Genomic DNA, 17660 nt, shown 5'->3' on the forward strand with positions numbered 1-17660 from the left:
TCCCAGTCCTATTCCGCCGCCTGCTGCGGGAGACCCAGCAGGAGTTCGGCCTTCTTTTCCTTTAGTACTCGCAGGCCAGCGCTCAGCACCGCCTCACCGTAATCCGCCACGAAGCGCGCCCCGGCGAGGGGCTGCTCCGAGCACCGGCATTCACCTATACGTGCGAGATCGCCTTCGATGTCAGCAATCTGCTTGTCGATTGCAGCCCGCATCATTTCCGGCGTGATATACTCTTGCAGCAGCATCTGGAACAGGAATTCGGACTTGTACTTGTCGCGCCCTGGCACCACCGAAATGGCGCGGGCCAGCGCATCATGCCCCTTGGGGGTGATCGCATACACCTTCTTGTCTGGCTTGCCGGACTGCTCCTCCGCCCTGACGGTGACCAGTCCCTCGCCCGCAAGTTGTGTCAGCGCGGGATAGATCGATCCGAAGCTGGCATCGATGAAATGGCTGAACAGCCCCTCCTCGATGTCCTTCTTGATCTCATAGCCCGAAGCCTCTCCAGTGGAGAGGATGCCAAGGCAGAGCGTCCTGACGTTCATGTCAATTACGTTCCGATATATTCCAGTTCGATAGATGACGATCCGATATATATCGGATCGGAATAGTACACAAGTCGAATCTGCCACCACTTCGGTGGACGGCCCCTTGTGCGGAAAAATCCATCTAGGTAAGAGGGATCAACGGCAGCACAAGAATAACGCCGAGCAAATCACAAAAAGGGTGGGACGATGGAGTATTTTCTCCAGCAACTGATCAATGGCATCACGCTTGGGTCAATCTACGGCCTGATCGCCATTGGCTACACCATGGTATTCGGCATCATCGGCATGGTGAACTTCTCCCATGGCGACGTCTTCATGGTTTCAGCGTTCATTGCCCTGATCGCTTTTCTGGTCGTCACCACATGGCTGGGGATTTCCAGCATTGCCATCGCCCTCATCGTCATGCTGGTCGTGGGCATGACCTTGACGGGATTGTGGAGTTGGGTGATCGAAAAACTGGCCTACCGGCCACTACGCGGCAGCTTCCGGCTCGCGCCGCTGATCTCCGCCATCGGCGTGTCGCTCGTGCTTTCGAACTTCATCCAGATCGTCCAGGACCCGCGCAACAAGCCCATTCCGCCCATGTTCGACCCCTCGGCGGTCATCCCGATCACCACCGGCGAAAACGGCTTCGCGGTGGTCCTCGCCTACAAGCAGATCGTCATCGTGCTGGTGACGGCTGTTCTCCTTGGCATCTTCTGGTACATTGTTCAGAAGACGTCGCTCGGCCGCGCCCAGCGTGCCTGCGAGCAGGACCGCAAGATGGCCGCCCTGCTTGGCATCAATGTCGACCGCACGATCTCAGCCACCTTCGTCATGGGCGCCGGCCTCGCCGCCGTGGCGGGTGTCATGTATCTGATGCAATATGGTGTGATTTCCTACCAGGACGGCTTCATCCCCGGCGTCAAGGCCTTCACCGCTGCCGTGCTGGGGGGCATTGGTTCGCTCCCGGGCGCCGTCATCGGCGGACTGCTGATCGGCCTCATCGAGACCTTCTTCTCCGGCTATTTCTCCCTGGCCTATAAGGACGTCGCCGCCTTCTCGATCCTCGCCATCGTCCTCATCTTCATGCCACAAGGGCTGCTCGGGCGGCCTGAGGTCGAGAAGGTCTGATCATGGCTAGCACGAAAGACTCCGCGGGCTCATCCGTCCGCAACACGCTGATCGGCGTGTTGATCGTCGCGGCCATTGCGCTTGGCCTGTTCGGACCCCTGATCGGTCTCAAGACCGAGCAGAACATGGACAATGAGCTCATACTGCTGTTCAGGCCCTGGCATGCCTTCGCTGCCATCCTCGCTGCAGTGGTGGGCTATCTCATCATCAAGGCCGTGAAGGCCGCCGCGGAGAAGCGCGCTGCCTCCGCCACCACCAAGCCAGCTGCAGCCCCTTCGGCGATCGCCAAGGTGCTGGCGCCGGGCGGGCTTGCCTTCGTCATCGGCTATCCGCTGCTCGTCATCCTGCTTGCGGGCGTCGGCGGCATTCCGAAGTGGGTCGACAATTTCGGCATCCTGATCCTGATCTATGTGATGCTCGGCTGGGGGCTCAACATCGTGGTGGGCCTCGCGGGCCTTCTCGACCTTGGCTATGTCGCCTTCTACGCCATCGGCTCTTACTCCTACGCGCTCCTGGCGCTGCATTTCGGCTGGTCGTTCTGGCTGTGCTTGCCGGTCGCGGGCATTCTCGCGGCCTTCTGGGGCATCCTTCTGGGCTTCCCCGTGCTGCGATTGCGGGGCGACTACCTTGCCATCGTGACGCTTGCCTTCGGCGAGATCATCTATCTCGTGGCCAAGAACTGGAAAGACTTCACCGGCGGCGGTGCCGGTATCTCGGCGCCGCGCATCACCTTCTTCGGCATCAAGTTCGACGGCACGCCCGACGGCTTTGCCGCCTGGCTATCCTGGTTGCTGAGCAGCATCACCACCACCTTCGGCTTCGATCCGGTGACGATCCCGCCCGCGCCCTGGTACCGGACGATCTTCCTCTACTACGTGATTGTCGTACTGGCGCTCATGACAGCCTGGGTCACGCTGAGGCTGCGCCGCCTGCCCGTGGGCCGCGCCTGGGAGGCGCTGCGCGAGGACGAGATCGCTTGCCGCTCGCTCGGCATCAACACCACCAGCACCAAGCTCACGGCCTTTGCCTGCGGCGCCTTCTTCGGTGGCCTTGCCGGCGCCTTCTTCGGCGCCCGCCAGGGCTTCGTCGATCCGGAGGGCTTCAAGTTCATCGAATCGGCGATCATCCTCGCCATCGTCGTGCTTGGCGGCATGGGTTCGCTCCTCGGTGTGGCGATTGCGGCCGTGGCCATGCAGGGCGGAACCGAGATCCTGCGTGAACTCGATTTCCTGAAGAGCATCTTCGGCCAGGACTTCAAGCCGGAACTCTTCCGCATGCTGATCTTCGGTACCGCCATGGTGATCATCATGCTCTGGAAACCGCGAGGATTCGTCTCAGTCCGGCAACCAACAGCCTTCCTCCACGAAAAGAAGGCCATAGGTTCGGATAATGTCAAAGAAGGTCACGGCTGATGGCGGGCTTGGCAACTTCCGCAAGTGTGCTCTCCGTGGAGCACCTGACGGTCCGTTTCGGTGGCCTGACTGCCGTGAACGATCTGAGCTTTGTGGCTCGCCACGGCGAGATCACGGGCCTCATCGGGCCGAACGGTGCTGGCAAGACGACGGTGTTCAACTGCATTACCGGCTTCTACAAGCCGACGGCAGGCCTCATCACCATGTCCCATCTGGACGGCCGCTCCTTCTACCTGGACCGCATGCAGGACTTCCACGTTGCCGCAAGGGCACGCGTGGCGCGCACCTTCCAGAACATCCGGCTGTTTTCGGGCATGACGGTGCTGGAGAACCTGCTGGTGGCCCAGCACAACATGCTGATGAGGGCGTCGGGCATGTCGGTCGCCGGCGTGTTCGGCCTGCCCGCCTATACCCGTGCCGAGCGCAGCGCAAAAGAGCGCGCGGCTGAATGGCTGAACCGGGTCAACCTCTATGACCGTGCGGACGATCCGGCAGGCGAACTGTCATACGGCGCGCAGCGCCGCCTCGAGATTGCCCGCGCCATGTGCACCGATCCCGTACTCCTCTGCCTCGACGAGCCAGCGGCCGGCCTCAACCCCCGCGAGTCGGCCGAACTCAATGAACTGCTGCTGTCCATCCGGGATTCCGACAAGACGTCGATCCTGCTCATCGAGCATGACATGTCCGTGGTGATGAAGATTTCCGATCACATCGTGGTTCTCGAATACGGCCAGAAGATCTCCGACGGCACACCAGCCGACGTGAAGGCCGACCCGCGCGTCATCGCCGCCTATCTCGGCGTCGAGGATGACGAGATCGAGTCCAGGCCCGAAATCGCCGAACTGGTTGCCAAGGCGGGTGCCGAGCTGCCGCAGGGCGGCGCTGGAGGCCACCCATGAGCGCCCTCCTCTCTGCCCGCGGCGTCAAGACCTATTACGGCAAGATCGCCGCCCTCAAGGGCGTCGACATCGATGTGAACGAAGGCGAGATCGTCACGCTGATCGGCTCCAACGGTGCCGGCAAGTCGACGCTGATGATGACCATCTTCGGCAATCCGCAGGCCCGTGAGGGAACGATCACCTTCAACGGCCAGGACATCACGCGGTTGCCGACCCAGGAGATCGCCAAGCTCAGGATCGCGCTGTCGCCGGAAGGCCGCCGCATCTTCCCGCGCATGTCGGTCCTCGAGAACCTGCAGATGGGCGCCACCGTCGACGGCTATGCCCATCTCGAAGAGGACGTAGCGCGCGCCTTCACGCTGTTCCCGCGCCTGAAGGAACGCATGAACCAGCGCGGCGGCACGCTTTCGGGCGGCGAGCAGCAGATGCTGGCGATCGCGCGCGCCCTGATGGCGCGGCCGAAGCTTCTGCTCCTCGACGAGCCGTCGCTGGGTCTCGCCCCGCTGATCGTGAAGCAGATCTTCGAGGCGATCCGCGATCTCAACCGCAAGGAAGGGCTCAGCGTCTTCCTTGTCGAGCAGAACGCCTTCCACGCCCTCAAGCTGGCCCACCGCGCCTATGTGATGGTGAATGGGCTCGTCACCATGAGCGGCACCGGGGAAGAGTTGCTGAAGCGCCCGGAGGTTCGCGCTGCCTACCTCGAAGGCGGAGCGCACTAGGAGACTGCAATGGAAAAGACGTTTTGGGTCTACGTGCTGCTGACGCTGCTGTTTGGCGGCGGGGCAGCCATCCTGATGGGGCGCAGCTTCGCCCAGAACTGGCGTAACGTCTGGCTCCTCGTCATCGCGTCCCTGGGGCTCGCACTCGGCGTCCGCTTCCTGCACTTCGCGCTCTTCGAGGAGCAGTTGCTCACAACCCTGGGCTATGCTGCAGATGCCGCGACCATGATCGTGCTGGCGCTGTTCGGCTTCCGCTGGAAGCGCACCCAGCAAATGACCAGCCAATACTACTGGCTGTACGAGCGTACCGGCCCGCTGACCTGGCGGAGCAAGAGCTGATCCGGCCCTCCGGCAGCTCGTCACGAAAACGGATGACATGACCTCGGTTTGGCGCAAATATGCCAACCAAGGCGGTGCGTCCGCTGAAAGGGCCCCAGACGGGGCTCCCACTGAGAAGACGATAGGGAGAACTGAATGAAGAAGAACTGGATTACGGGCGTTGTCGCCGCAGCAAGCGTGCTGCTGGCCACATCCGCCTATGCCGAGACGCTGAAGATCGGCCTCGGCGGTCCCTTCACGGGTCCGAACGCAGCCTTCGGTGCGCAGATGCAGAAGGGCGCCGAACAGGCGGCCGCTGACTTCAACGCCGCCGGCGGCATCATGGGCATGCAGATCGAGCTGGTGCTGGGCGATGACGTGTCGGACCCCAAGCAGGGCGTGTCGGTCGCCAACAAATACGTCGGTGAGGGCATCAAGTTCGTCGTCGGCCACTTCAACTCCGGCGTGACCATGCCGGCCTCGGAAGTGTACCGTGAGAACGGCATGCTGTCGATCACCCCGTCGGCCACCAACATCTGCGTGACCGACCGCAAGAACGGCCCCTGCGGCAACTGGACGGAAGCCGCTCCGGACCTCATGATGTTCCGTACCTGCGGCCGTGACGACCAGCAGGGCGCGGTTGCGGGCGATTACATCGTCAACAACCTGAAGGGCAAGGTTGTCGCCGTCATCCATGACAAGACCCCCTACGGACAGGGTCTGGCTGATGCGACCAAGGCCTACATCAACTCCAAGGGCGTGACGGAAGCCGTCTACGAAGGCATCAACGTCGGCGACAAGGACTTCTCCGCGCTCGTCTCCAAGATGAAGCAGGCGAATGTCGAAGTCGTCTACTGGGGCGGCCTGCACACGGAAGCGGGCCTCATCGTCCGCCAGATGCGTGACCAGGGCATGACCGCCGTGATGATGTCCGGCGACGGCATCACCTCCGACGAGTTCGCCTCGATCGGCGGCCCGGGCGTTGAAGGCACCCTCATGACCTTCCCGCCTGACCCGCGCAACCGCCCCGAGGCGGCCGAAGTCGTGAAGAAGTTCACGGATGCCGGCTTCAACCCCGAGGCCTACACGCTCTACACCTATGCCGCGATGGAAATCCTCAAGGCAGCCATCGAAAAGGTCGGCGCTGCCGACCCGGCGAAGGTTGGCGAGTACATGTACTCGGGCGTCGCCTTCAAGACCGTGATCGGCGACATCTCCTTCGACAAGAAGGGCGACATCACCCGTCCGGACTACGTGCTCTACACCTGGAAGAAGCTGGCTGACGGCAAGATCACCTACGTCGCCGACTGAGCTTGGTGCATGACATGACCGGGCCCGCGCGATCCTGTCGCGCGGGTCTTTTGTTGCCTGCCCTGATGCTGCACCGGCTTGCGCAGCCGCCCGGTTTGGGGCAATGCGGAGGAAGCCCATGACAAACGGCAAGACACTCCACATGACAGTCCGCAATACCGCCTTCGCCCTCCTGGCGCTGATCGCCGCGGCGGGCCCGGCCCACGCCGAGATCCTGATCGGCGCAGCGGCCCCATTCTCCGGCCCCAATGCGGCGCTGGGCGAGCAATTGCGCCGCGGCGCACAGATGGCGGTGGATGACATCAACGCCACGGGCGGCATCCGCGGCGAGCGCCTTTCCCTGACATTCGCGGATGACGGCTGCGACCCGCGCAAGGCCGTTGAGGTGGCCACCGGCTTCGTGTCCGGCAAGGTCAGGGCCGTGATCGGGCATTACTGCTCGGGCGCCTCGATCCCCGCCTCCAAGGTCTACCAGACGGCCGGCATCATCCAGATCAGCCCGGCCTCGACCCAGCCCAAATTCACTGATGACGGCGGCTGGAACGTAATCCGCCTCGCGCCGCGTGACGATGCGCAGGCCTTTGCCGCGGCAGGCCTGGTGCTGGACAAGTTTTCGGGCCGCCGGATTGCGGTGGTGCATGACCAGCAGCCCGCCTTCGCTGGCCTCGCCCAGCGCTTCCGCGATGGGCTGCAGGCAAAGGGCGTTGAACCCGCCCTGACGGAGAGCTTCAAGGCGGGAACCAAGGACTTCAAGGAGCTTGCCGGGCGGATCGCCGCGGCAGAAGCGGGCGTCGTCTATGTGTCCGGCAGCTATGTGGAGGGCGGCCTCCTCGCGCGCGCCCTCAGGGCTGAGGGCTCGGGCGCCCAGATCGTCTCGGGCGATTCGCTTGTCACCGAGGATTATCTCAAGCAGGCCGGGGATGCCGCCGAAGGCACGCTGATGACCTTCACCTTCGACCCGCGCAATTTTCCCGCCGCCCGCCCCGTGGTGGAGCGCATGCGGGCGCAGGAACAGAATGCCGAGGGCTTCACCCTTTATGCCTATGCCGCCGTCCAGGCGCTTGCCGCGGCGGCGGAAGCGACGGGCACATTGGAAAGCGCCCGGCTGGCCGAATGGCTGCGCAGCGGCAACCGCTTCGACACGGCCGTGGGGCCCATCTCCTTCGACCTCAAGGGAGACCTGAAAGACCCCCGGCTCGCCTGGTTCCGGTGGATCGAGGGCCGCTATGTCGAGGTCGATCCAGCCACACTCGCGCCCCCCATCCTCGACACCACACCCTAACGGAGCCCCTCAGCCCATGCGCGCCTTTTTCGTCCAGATCAAATGCGAGCTCGGCAAGTCCTATGGCGTGGCCACAGCCATCGCCGATGCCGAGATCGCGTCAGAAATCTATTCCACAGCAGGTGGTTACGACCTTTTGGTGAAGTTCTACCTGAAGGATGAGGATGACGTCGGCCATTTCGTGGCGCAGAAGATCCAGACCATACCTGGCATCCGCGACACCTATACGCTGATCACCTTCAAGGCGTTCTGAGCCGCAATTCCGCACCGACACATCCGAGAGGCGTTCGATGATTCCGCGCTATGCAGCCAAGGAAATGGCCCAGATCTGGGAACCCCAGACCCGCTTCCGCATCTGGTTCGAGATCGAGGCGCACGCGACGGACGCGCTGGCAGCCCTGGGTGTTGTGCCAGCAGAGGCCGCCCAGAAGATCTGGGAGAAGGGCAAGGACGCGGTTTTCGACGTCGCCCGCATCGATGAGATCGAAGCCGTCACCAAGCATGACGTGATCGCCTTCCTGACGCACCTCGCCGAGATCGTGGGGCCAGAGGCGCGCTTCGTTCACCAGGGCATGACCTCCTCCGACGTGCTCGACACCTGCTTCAACGTGCAGCTCACCCGCGCCGCCGACCTGCTGGTGGCGGATGTCGACGGGCTGCTCGCCGCCCTGAAGCGCCGCGCCTTCGAGCACAAGGACACCATCTGCATCGGCCGCAGCCACGGCATCCATGCCGAGCCCACCACCTTCGGCATCAAGCTGGCCCAGGCCCATGCCGAGTTCCAGCGGGCCCGCGCGCGCCTCCTCATGGCGCGGAGCGAGGTGGCCACCTGCGCCATATCGGGCGCCGTCGGCACCTTCGCCAACATCGACCCCCGCGTCGAGGAGCACGTTGCGGAGAAGATGGGGCTCTCTCCGGAACCCGTTTCCACCCAGGTCATACCGCGTGACCGGCATGCCATGTATTTCGCGGCCCTCGCGGTCGTTGCCTCCTCGGTGGAGCGGCTGGCGACCGAAATCCGCCACCTGCAGCGCACGGAAGTTCTGGAGGCGGAGGAGTATTTCTCCCCCGGCCAGAAGGGCTCCTCTGCCATGCCGCACAAGCGCAATCCGGTGCTGACGGAGAACCTCACGGGGCTTGCCCGCCTCGTCCGCTCCGCCGTCATCCCGGCGCTGGAGAACGTGGCGCTCTGGCACGAGCGCGACATTTCGCATTCCTCCGTCGAACGCGGCATTGGGCCTGACGCAACGATCCACCTCGATTTCGCGCTGAAGCGGCTGACGGGCGTGATCGACAAGCTCCTCGTCTACCCCCAGAACATGCAGCGCAACCTGGACAGGCTGGGCGGTCTCATCCATTCCCAGCGCGTGCTGCTGGCGCTCACCCAGAAGGGCATGAGCCGCGAGGAGTCATATGCAGCCGTCCAGCGCAACGCCATGCCGGTCTGGCGCGGCGAGGGAAACTTCCTCGACCTGCTGAAGAATGATGCAGAGGTTTCGGCCCTGCTTCCCCTTGCGGACCTCGAGCGCCTGTTCGACCTCGGCTACCACACGAGGCATGTCGACACGATCTTCCGCCGTGTTTTCGGCACGGCGTGACAAGCGTCAGCCGCCTCGAACCAAAGAGTGCGTTAACCCTGAAATGCACGCATGGGCTGAAGGACCTGTCACCCAGAGGTAACACATACTCACAAATATGCATGTGTTAATCTTTTGGGAGTGGGTTTCAGCCGTGGGCGGTGTTATTGAAAACGAATGCAGCAAAACAGCTGCCCAACACAATCGTTGCAGGGGTACCCATGAAGAAGATTATTCTCGCCGCAACCGCCCTGGTTTCAGCCGCGGCCATGAGCACTGCCGCCAACGCCGCAGACATGGCGCCCGCCGCATATGACTGGAGCGGCTTTTACTTCGGTCTGAATGCAGGCGCTGCCTTCAACAACTCAGAAATCGATAACAATCTCCGCTACACCGGCGATGGCGTTGATCTTGATGACGACCCGGATCCGGAAATCACCGCCAGCCAGATCAACGAGATCCTCGGCGATTTCGACAGTGACCTCGGCGGCGATGACGCGGTGTTCACCGGCGGCGCGATGCTCGGCTACAACTGGCAGCATGAATCGCTCGTTCTCGGTATCGAAGCCGACATCAACTACGTTGGCTTCAGCGAAGAGCACTCGCGTGATTTCAACGACATTGACTTCCCGCTGATCAACACGGACGAGCAAATCAACGGTTCGAGCGACCTGTCGTTTGACGCCAACTGGTTCGGCACCATTCGTGGCCGCCTCGGCTTCGCGGCCGATAACCTGCTCTTCTACGGCACCGGCGGCCTGGCTTATGGCCACATGGAAGCCTCTGCCGACGTTGAGGTCAGTGATATCGACGAATCCGTCAGCTACGAAGCCTCGACCGACACCACCAACTGGGGTTGGACCATCGGCGCCGGCATGGAATACGGTATCGACAACTGGAGTCTCGGCATCGAGTATCTCTTCGTCGACCTCGGTTCCGCTGAATGGGATGGCGACCTTCGCGAGAACGTGGACGATTCCGATATCAGCGGTGCCCTTGCCGACATCCAAGGCGAAGGCGAGGTTGACTATCAGTTCAGCGTCGTGCGCGCCACGGCCAAGATCCGCTTCTAAAGCATGATCTTGCGCGAGTTCTTTTCGATCAGTTGAGATCACTGGAAAACTTGCGCCCCAACACCACCGTCACCCCGGCGAAAGCTGGGGTGACGTTTTTGTCAGCATGTGCCGCAACAAAAGCGGGATGCCAGCTTTCGCTGGCATGACGGTGCGAGTGGGGCTTTGATCTCAACTCACCGCCCCCCGCCACAAACAGATCGCATCAGCAAAAAAGGCCCGGCACTTGCGCCGGGCCTTTCACATTGCCGGGCGCTATCTGAATTCGCGGCGGAATTCCTTCAGCAGCCAATCTCGGTCGAAGAGGCTCCGCCAATAATTCATCGTGCAGGAGGCTACCGCCGGAATGTCCGGGTTATGGCGGCGTGCAAAGCCCTCCGCCAGCCGGCCGTCGCCGGCCTTCAGCAGTTCCTTGGCAAGGGCGGCAAGAATCACTGCTTCCGCTCCGCCCTCACGCGTCGCCAGCGTCAGAACCCGCCTCTCCAGCGCAGCGCAGGGCCCGGCTGTTCCTTCATTGACCAGCGGATAGGCTGCGAACAATGCGGCAATCACCGCCACCAGAATCACGATTTTCTTCATGCAAACGATTTTAGAGCATGATCCGCAAAAGTGGAAACCACTTTTGCGGCAAGATCACGCTCAAGCTATTGATATCACGAGAGTTATTTTCAACCAGGTGAGTCCACCTGGCCGGAACACGCGCTAAGGCACCAGCCCGGCCCCTCAAGTCCGGGCATCCCATCCCTCAATTGGTGATGATCACCCGCGTCGAATTCAACCCGTGCTTCTGCACCAGCGCATAGAGTTTGGCAGCGTTCTGCGGGTGCAGCCTGATGCAGCCGTGCGAGGCCGGGCGGCCCAGTGACTTGGTATAGCCCGTGGCGTGGATCGCATAGCCGCCGAGGAAGAAGATCGAGTGCGGCATGGGCGCGTTATCGTATTTGCGCGAGTAGTGCATTTTCTTCAGCATGTAGGGCCGCCAGGCGCCGCGTGGCGTGTAGTAGCCCTCCCCTGCGGTCGATACCTTCCAGCGCCCATAAGTGCGCCCGCCGACATCCACCACCATGGACTGGCGCGAAATGTCGACATGGATGCTGACGCCCGAAGACTGCTTCGGCTTGCCGTTCGCCAGTGTCTCGCCGCTCAGCACAAGGCTCATGACCAGCGCCAGAAGCACCGCCAGCAGCACCGTCAGTCTGTTCATCGCTCCGTCCCCGCCTATGTCCACGTCCGAAAATGCCTAACCGGATCCTGTCGCCCACAGCGTCCTTTAGCCGTGGTCCTCAAGCAGGAACTCACGGCCGACCTTCACGCGGCTTGTCCCGTCATAGCGTATGATATCGGCCGTTGCATATGTCTCCGTCAGGGTCGCGGGCAGGAAGCTCCCGGTTCCCACCATGTCCAGCGGCGCCTTCGCGGCACCCATGATCTGGCACTTCTGCGGGTCGAAGCCGGAGGAGCCTGTGATGGTGGCCTGCTGGTAGCCCGCAACGTCGAGCGCACGGCGCACGTGGATGATGGCGGCTGCCGAGACGCCCTTGCCGAACAGGATGCGTCGCACCTTGTCGACGAGGATGTTGTTGGGGTCGAGTTGGAACGCCCTGCCCCCAAGCACCTGCTCCACGATATTGTACTCGCCGTGGACGCCGAGCCACTGCCCGACCGTGTCCACCGACTTCTCATAGTCCAGGCCCTCGGCGAAACGCCCGCCATGGGTGTCGAGCCTGACGCCGAATGTCTTGCCCTCGCGGTCGAGTTTTGCCTCGTCGTAGAACCAGCGGGCGCAGCGGATCGCGTCGGTCACTTCCTGACCCGTGTAGTCGACGAGCGCGATCATGTTCTTCACTTCGGGAATGCTCTGCGCGAACAACTTGAGCGCCTTGAGAACATCGCCGTCGGTATAGCCCACCAGGGCGTGCGGCATCGTTCCCATGCCGGACTTCGCACCGAAGAACGGCGCCGTCATGTCCTGGGAGGACCCGACGAAGCCCTTGACGCTCGGGTCCGCGCGCTTGGCCGCGGCGCTGCCGACCGCCGCGCCATAGGCGGCGAGAATGTTCATCTCCGCGCCCGAGCCGTGGCGGGCATGCATGTCCATGAAGGCGGCAGAGGGAATGGCCCGGCACATCTCATAGGCATTGTTGGCCGAAACGCAGGGAAAGCCGATCTTCTGCAGCATCAGCGTCTCGATCTCGGACAGCTTCCGCATCGAGCCGGTGATCTCCAACATCTTGGACTCGGAAGGAACGATGTCGCCCTCCGCGCAGAAGCGCCTGATCTCCACGTCCGGCACGAAGTGCCGGATGAGGCGGATCGCCGGCTCGAGTGCGGCCACCACGCGGCGGCGCATGAACACCGCGAAGGTCACGCGCGAGTCGCCATTGGCCGCGACGATGCGGCTGGTGTTGGTGAAATACTTGTCCGTCTGGCCCTCGATGGGCCCGGCGCACAGCGAAAGGCCAATCAGGCGATCCAGAATCGCCTCATGGCCCGGAATGAGAGGGGCATTTTGATCCATGAGGCGGCAATCTGGCGCGGAACGCCGCTGCCGTCAAACCATCAACGAGGCCTCACCTCCTGTCGAAGATCACGCCCATGGTGAACAGGAAGCAGCCATAGGGCCGGAACTCCGAGGTGCGCACCACGCAGAAGCCCTTCTTCGCCGCCTCGTAGAAGGCGAAGCGTTCCAGCGCCTCCATGCCCAGCTCGCGGCCTTCCGCGGCCCTGGCGATGTCATGCACCTCGGCCTGCATCGCCAGCAGCTTGCCGGGCTCGCCCACCACCTCCATCCGCGCGACGGGCGCCGGGATGAAGTCATCGAGCGGCATCACGGCAAGGATCGCGCGCGTCGCCTGGGGAATGTCAAGCCCGGGGAGGTCGATCAGCCGCTTCGTGCTGGTGTGCTGGGCAACCTCATGGGCGGGAAAGTTCCTGTCGACCAGCACGAGCCTTTCGCCGTGGCCCATGGAGGCGAGGCACCACAGCAGGTCAGGGCTCAACTCAGAGGGAATGTTCTTCAGCATGACGATTCCATCGCAGCCTCGCCGCGGCCTGGCAAGGGCGAATTTCATACCGCGCCGGGGTTGCGGATTCCGCCATCCAGGCGCAATGTGAAATCGCTTACACCTTGATGCTGGCAACCACGGAGTTGAGCGATGTTCAAAAAACTGTTTGTGGCCGGAGCCGTAGCGCTCTGCGCATTGGGCGGACTGTCCGCCACGTCTCCCGCCAAGGCCGATGTGCGGATCTTCCTCGGCGTGCCTTTCCACCCCTATCAGGTGGGGCCCGGCTGGCGCTATTATGATGGCTATGGCTGGTATGATTACGGGCGCTATGGCCACTTCCGTGCGAACAGAATGAGCTGCAGCCAGGCCCGCCGCCGGGTGGACCGCAACGGCTACAACAATGTCGAGGCCCGGGATTGCTCCGGCCGCACCTACAGCTTCCGCGCGACGAACCGCAAGGGCAAGCGCGTCAACGTCTATGTCGACGCCTACACCGGCGACATCTGGCGCTGAACGGGTCTTGAAACATCATGGCAGGCCCCGCCACGGCGGGGCAGATCGTTTTGTCCTGCCATACGATCATCGCGCGCGGCGATCACGCCGCACGCCGGTCTCCCTTCACTGTGACTTCGCCAGATCATCTGGAAGCGTATAGGCCAGTATATGGTCGCCGGGCTTCGTCCCTACCGAACCATGGCCGCCTGCTACAATCACCACATACTGCTTGCCGTCATGCAGATAGGTCATGGGCGTTGACTGTCCACCCGCAGGAAGACGTGCGCTCCAGAGTGTTTTGCCCGTCGCCAGGTCATAGGCGCGCAGATAATTGTCCACGGCTGCCGCAAGGAAGACCACCCCGCCCTTGGTGATGATCGGCCCGCCAATGCCCGGAACGCCCACCTTGAACGGCAGCGGAATGGGCGACATGTCTTCCACTGTGCCATTCTTGTGGCGATAGATGATCTCCCCCGTGCGCAGGTCGGCGGCTGCCACATAGCCCCAGGGCGGCGCCATGCAGGGCAGGCCAACCGCGCTGAGGAAAGGCCCCATGTAAACCCCATAGGGCGAGCCTTCATTGCGGTTGAGACCCTGCTCGCTTCCCTTGGCGCCCGCCTCCTTGGGCGGGATCTCCGCGGCGGGCACCAGCCGCGCCACGAAGGGCAAGTAGGTCGGCATGCCGAACATCACCTGCCGCTCCGGATCAACCGCCACCGAGCCCCAGTTGAATACACCGAAGTTTCCGGGATAGACGATGGTGCCCTTGATTGAGGGCGGCGTGTAGCGGCCCTCATAGTTCAGGCTGCGGAACTTGATGCGGCATAAGGCCTGGTCGAACAGGGTGACGCCCCACATGTCCGCCTCGCGCAGCGGTGGCGGGTTGAAGCTCAGTTGCGATGTGGGCTGTGTGGGTGCGGTGAAATCCTCCGGAATGGCGCCGCCAGGTGCTGGCACCTGCTTCACCGGCAGAAGCGGCTCGCCCGTCTCGCGGTTGAGCACATAGATGTCGCCCTGCTTGGTAGGAGCCACCAGCGCCTTCACGGTCTTGCCGTCAACCTGGGTAAGATCGAGCAGAACCGGCTGCGCCGGAACATCCATGTCCCATAGGTCATGATGCACCGTCTGGAACACCCAGCGCAGCTTGCCCGTGGCAATGTCGAGGGCCACCACGGAGGATGAGAAGCGCTCCACATTGGCGGAGCGGCCCATGCCCAGCTGGTCCGGGCTCTGGTTGCCGAGCGGCAAATAGACGAGGCCGAGTTCCTCATCCGCCGAGAACACGGACCAGCTGTTGGGCGAATTGGTCGTGTAGGTTTCTCCCCCGGCGATGTCGATCGGCTGCGTCCTGTCGGGGCTTCCCGAATCCCAGTTCCACACCAGCTGTCCGGTGTCGATGTCGAAGGCGCGGATCACGCCGGACTGCGCCATGGCCGTATAGTTGTCGTTGACGGCGCCGCCGATGATGAGCTTGCCCGCCACCGCCACGGGCGGAGACGTCGAATAGTAATAGCCCTTCGGGCTGTACTTCATACCCGCTTCCAGCTGGATCATGCCACCAGTGCCGAAGCCCTCACAGAGCTTGCCGGTCTTCGCATCAAGCGAGATCAGCCGCGCGTCAGAGGTGGGCATGTAGACACGCTCCGCACAGGCCTGGCCCGGCTGCAGCTTGGTGTCGCGCCAGTAGGTCACGCCCCGGCAGGTCTGGTGCTGCCGGCTGGGGTTGAAGCCCGGCGCTGCATCGTAGCGCCAAAGCTCCTTGCCCGTCGCGGCGTCGAGCGAGATTGCGAGATTATGCGGCGTGCAAACATAAAGCGCACCGTCCACCTTGATTGGCGTCACCTGATAGGTCGTCTCGCCAATATCCTCCGGCTGCTTCACATCGCCGGTCTGATATATCCACGCGGGCGTAAGCTTCGCCACATTCGCCGCGTTGATCTGATCGAGAGGCGAATAGCGCTGCCCGAAATTGGTGCGGCCATACTGATGCCAGTCTCCGGCAGCCATTGCATTGCCCGTGGGCGGATCGGCGAGCACTGTTTGCGCGCGCACTTGCCCGCTGATTGCCGTCTGATCGGTGACCATAGAAATGCCAGCTATGGCCACGCTGGCAAGACAGGCGAGTCCCAGGGTGCGCCATGCCTGTCCCGCCATGGCCTCCGTGCCCCGGCTCAGGCCGTTCCGGACACCCGGAAGCAGCAACCAAAGCCCGAACAGCACGATGATGCCACCACGGGGCCCAAGCTGCCACCAATCAAGGCCCACCTCCCAAACTGCCCAGGCCAGCGCCGCCAGCATAAGCCCGGCATAGGCGAACAGGGCCCACGGGCTGCGCCGCGCCAGCAGATATGCCACGATCAGAAACCCGGCCCCCAGCGCCAGATAGGCTATGCTCCCGCCGACACCCACCAGCCACAAGCCCAGAATAGCTAGCCCCAGGCCCAAGGCAGCCGCAATAACAGCACTCACAATAGCCATGAGAAATCTCCAAAAATGATAGGTTTCTTATATCAAAGATTGTATCGGAAATGTAACGGTCTGCCGCCGCGGGCCTTTCTCTTGACAATCGAGGCCCCTCATGCGATCCGAAACTGTGCGAAAGGTAATGCCTTCGCCATACTCAACCAGGACCCAGAACCCCAATGCCAAGCGACAGTCATAGTCGATCGACCATGCCGTCACTGGCTCACGCGGGCACCTGATTTCATCTGGTTCACCCGCCGCCGCCGGTAACGGCTGGTCGGAACGAGGTGAACAAAATGAACTCCAAGTCTCTTTCGTTGTTTCGAGAAGCCCGAGGCTCCGGCCGCGGTGAAAGCTCTGATGCCGGCATCATCGTGCTGCTGATGATGGCGCTTGTCTTCGTGCCCGTGGTGGCCGTTCACGTCGCCAGCCTCTGGCCCGGCGACGTCAGCCTGCCCCGCCTGGCCACCATCGGCAGCATGCTGCAGGCAATGTTCTAGAGCGCGTTTCGACCAGGTGAAATCACCTGGCCGAAAAGAACTCGCTCAAGATCATGCTCTAAGCCTTAAGGGCTGGCCTGCAGGCTCTCGAGATGACCGATGAGGTTCTCGACCCGGCGTGCCACGGATCCCTCGTCACCCTCGGCGCCGCCGAGTTCGGCGGCGGCTTCCTCCCTGAACCACACGCCCCAGACCGGCATCTCGCGGTCGAGGTGACCTTCCAGCGCGTCGCGGCCGTCGATGATCCTGGCCAGCCTGTCGGCTGGGAAGGTGCCATAGCGCTCGGTCATGGTCGTCAGGTCCGGGAGCGGGACGCTGAGGCCAAAGGCCTTGGGGCCATCGCCCTTGCCATCCTGCCCGTGGCAGCTGGCGCAATAGAGGTTGAAATCCGCCTCCCCGGAGACGGCGGCATTGCCTGCCTCCTGGGCATGGAGAGCGGCAGGACACAATCCCAGCACCAGGAGTGCCAGGAGTGGACGAAGCCGGAGCACAGCCATCAGATAACCCTTCCGATTGACGCTCCGTTCCCGCTTTCGAGACTAGGGCGGTCAGCGGGCGCTCCGCAAGGGGGCTTCAGCCCGCGGCGGGCTTCAGCTGTACGCTCTCGCCGCAGCCGCAGGCGGAGACCTGGTTGGGGTTGTTGAACACGAAGCCCGACTTCAGCGCCGAGGTCTGGTAATCCATCTCGGTGCCCAGCAGGAACATCATGGCCTTGGCATCGACCAGCACCTTGACACCCTTGTCCTCGACAACCTCGTCAAAGGGCTTCTGGTCCTCGGCCCATTCGAGCGTGTATTCCATGCCCGCGCAGCCGCCGTTCTTGACGCCGATGCGGAGCCCGGCCATCGGCTTCTCGGACTTCGCCATGATCTCGCGCACGCGGGCCGCCGCGGCGTCGGTCAGCTTCATGATCTGGGGTCGCGGACGGGGGTTTGCAGAGGCCAT

General features: G+C 62.8%; 20 protein-coding genes. 12 read left to right on the forward strand and 8 right to left on the reverse strand.

Annotation, left to right across the window (positions count from 1 at the left end):
• Positions 1-8 precede the first annotated feature (8 nt).
• On the reverse strand, positions 9-545 hold the full coding sequence (locus ACILRA_RS00980; protein ID WP_395660219.1) for a PadR family transcriptional regulator: 537 nt from the start codon (positions 543-545) through the stop codon (positions 9-11).
• Between the two features lie 189 nt (positions 546-734).
• Between ACILRA_RS00980 and ACILRA_RS00985 the strand changes: the two genes are divergently transcribed.
• The 10 genes from ACILRA_RS00985 (at position 735) to ACILRA_RS01030 (ending at position 10252) form a co-directional block, all read left to right on the forward strand.
• Positions 735-1661: a branched-chain amino acid ABC transporter permease gene (locus ACILRA_RS00985; RefSeq protein WP_395660220.1), complete on the forward strand. Its 927-nt coding sequence runs from the start codon at positions 735-737 to the stop codon at positions 1659-1661.
• Positions 1662-1663: 2 nt separating this feature from the next.
• Complete coding sequence (livM, locus tag ACILRA_RS00990; protein WP_395660221.1) at positions 1664-3073, forward strand: high-affinity branched-chain amino acid ABC transporter permease LivM; 1410 nt, start codon at positions 1664-1666, stop codon at positions 3071-3073.
• The gene (locus tag ACILRA_RS00995) at positions 3073-3972 is read left to right on the forward strand and encodes an ABC transporter ATP-binding protein (RefSeq protein ID WP_395660222.1); all 900 of its coding nucleotides are present in this window, start codon (positions 3073-3075) and stop codon (positions 3970-3972) included. The genes livM and ACILRA_RS00995 overlap by 1 nt, the downstream gene beginning before the upstream one ends.
• Entirely contained in the window at positions 3969-4691 is a 723-nt protein-coding gene (locus ACILRA_RS01000) for an ABC transporter ATP-binding protein (RefSeq protein ID WP_395660223.1), read from the forward strand. Before ACILRA_RS00995 ends, ACILRA_RS01000 begins: the two co-directional genes overlap by 4 nt.
• A gap of 9 nt (positions 4692-4700) precedes the next feature.
• Entirely contained in the window at positions 4701-5030 is a 330-nt protein-coding gene (locus ACILRA_RS01005) for a DUF6867 family protein (protein WP_395660224.1), read from the forward strand.
• Positions 5031-5165: 135 nt separating this feature from the next.
• Positions 5166-6320 (forward strand): branched-chain amino acid ABC transporter substrate-binding protein, encoded by a 1155-nt coding sequence (locus tag ACILRA_RS01010; protein WP_395660225.1) that lies wholly within the window; start codon positions 5166-5168, stop codon positions 6318-6320.
• Positions 6321-6438: 118 nt separating this feature from the next.
• Positions 6439-7602 (forward strand): branched-chain amino acid ABC transporter substrate-binding protein, encoded by a 1164-nt coding sequence (locus ACILRA_RS01015; protein ID WP_395660226.1) that lies wholly within the window; start codon positions 6439-6441, stop codon positions 7600-7602.
• A gap of 16 nt (positions 7603-7618) precedes the next feature.
• The gene (locus ACILRA_RS01020; RefSeq protein WP_395660227.1) at positions 7619-7855 is read left to right on the forward strand and encodes an Lrp/AsnC ligand binding domain-containing protein; all 237 of its coding nucleotides are present in this window, start codon (positions 7619-7621) and stop codon (positions 7853-7855) included.
• Between the two features lie 37 nt (positions 7856-7892).
• The gene (gene purB / locus ACILRA_RS01025; RefSeq protein WP_395660228.1) at positions 7893-9200 is read left to right on the forward strand and encodes an adenylosuccinate lyase; all 1308 of its coding nucleotides are present in this window, start codon (positions 7893-7895) and stop codon (positions 9198-9200) included.
• A gap of 248 nt (positions 9201-9448) precedes the next feature.
• Positions 9449-10252, forward strand: coding sequence for an outer membrane protein (locus ACILRA_RS01030; protein ID WP_395660229.1), 804 nt, complete (start codon positions 9449-9451; stop codon positions 10250-10252).
• A 255-nt stretch (positions 10253-10507) separates the two neighbouring features.
• Here the strand turns inward: ACILRA_RS01030 and ACILRA_RS01035 are convergent, their stop codons facing one another.
• From ACILRA_RS01035 to ACILRA_RS01050, 4 genes are all read right to left on the reverse strand, one after another.
• Complete coding sequence (locus ACILRA_RS01035) at positions 10508-10831, reverse strand: hypothetical protein (RefSeq protein ID WP_395660230.1); 324 nt, start codon at positions 10829-10831, stop codon at positions 10508-10510.
• A 166-nt stretch (positions 10832-10997) separates the two neighbouring features.
• A complete protein-coding gene (locus ACILRA_RS01040; protein ID WP_395660231.1) occupies positions 10998-11456 on the reverse strand; it encodes a L,D-transpeptidase in 459 nt (152 codons plus the stop codon).
• Positions 11457-11522: 66 nt separating this feature from the next.
• A complete protein-coding gene (locus ACILRA_RS01045) occupies positions 11523-12770 on the reverse strand; it encodes a hypothetical protein (RefSeq protein ID WP_395660232.1) in 1248 nt (415 codons plus the stop codon).
• 52 nt (positions 12771-12822) lie between these two features.
• Positions 12823-13275, reverse strand: a complete 453-nt coding sequence (locus ACILRA_RS01050) for an RbsD/FucU family protein (RefSeq protein ID WP_395660233.1) — start codon at positions 13273-13275, stop codon at positions 12823-12825.
• Between the two features lie 132 nt (positions 13276-13407).
• Between ACILRA_RS01050 and ACILRA_RS01055 the strand changes: the two genes are divergently transcribed.
• Positions 13408-13770 (forward strand): hypothetical protein, encoded by a 363-nt coding sequence (locus ACILRA_RS01055; RefSeq protein WP_395660234.1) that lies wholly within the window; start codon positions 13408-13410, stop codon positions 13768-13770.
• A 105-nt stretch (positions 13771-13875) separates the two neighbouring features.
• Here ACILRA_RS01055 and ACILRA_RS01060 read toward each other — a convergent pair whose 3' ends face one another.
• Entirely contained in the window at positions 13876-16230 is a 2355-nt protein-coding gene (locus ACILRA_RS01060; protein WP_395660235.1) for a glucose/quinate/shikimate family membrane-bound PQQ-dependent dehydrogenase, read from the reverse strand.
• Positions 16231-16511: 281 nt separating this feature from the next.
• Here ACILRA_RS01060 and ACILRA_RS01065 point away from each other — a divergent pair, with 281 nt between their 5' ends.
• The gene (locus tag ACILRA_RS01065) at positions 16512-16715 is read left to right on the forward strand and encodes a hypothetical protein (RefSeq protein ID WP_395660236.1); all 204 of its coding nucleotides are present in this window, start codon (positions 16512-16514) and stop codon (positions 16713-16715) included.
• A gap of 65 nt (positions 16716-16780) precedes the next feature.
• Here the strand turns inward: ACILRA_RS01065 and ACILRA_RS01070 are convergent, their stop codons facing one another.
• Entirely contained in the window at positions 16781-17212 is a 432-nt protein-coding gene (locus tag ACILRA_RS01070) for a c-type cytochrome (RefSeq protein WP_395660237.1), read from the reverse strand.
• A 76-nt stretch (positions 17213-17288) separates the two neighbouring features.
• Entirely contained in the window at positions 17289-17660 is a 372-nt protein-coding gene (gene sufA, locus ACILRA_RS01075) for a Fe-S cluster assembly scaffold SufA (RefSeq protein ID WP_395660238.1), read from the reverse strand.

Source organism: Aestuariivirga sp., assembly GCF_044239095.1.
Lineage (GTDB): Bacteria > Pseudomonadota > Alphaproteobacteria > Rhizobiales > Aestuariivirgaceae > Aestuariivirga.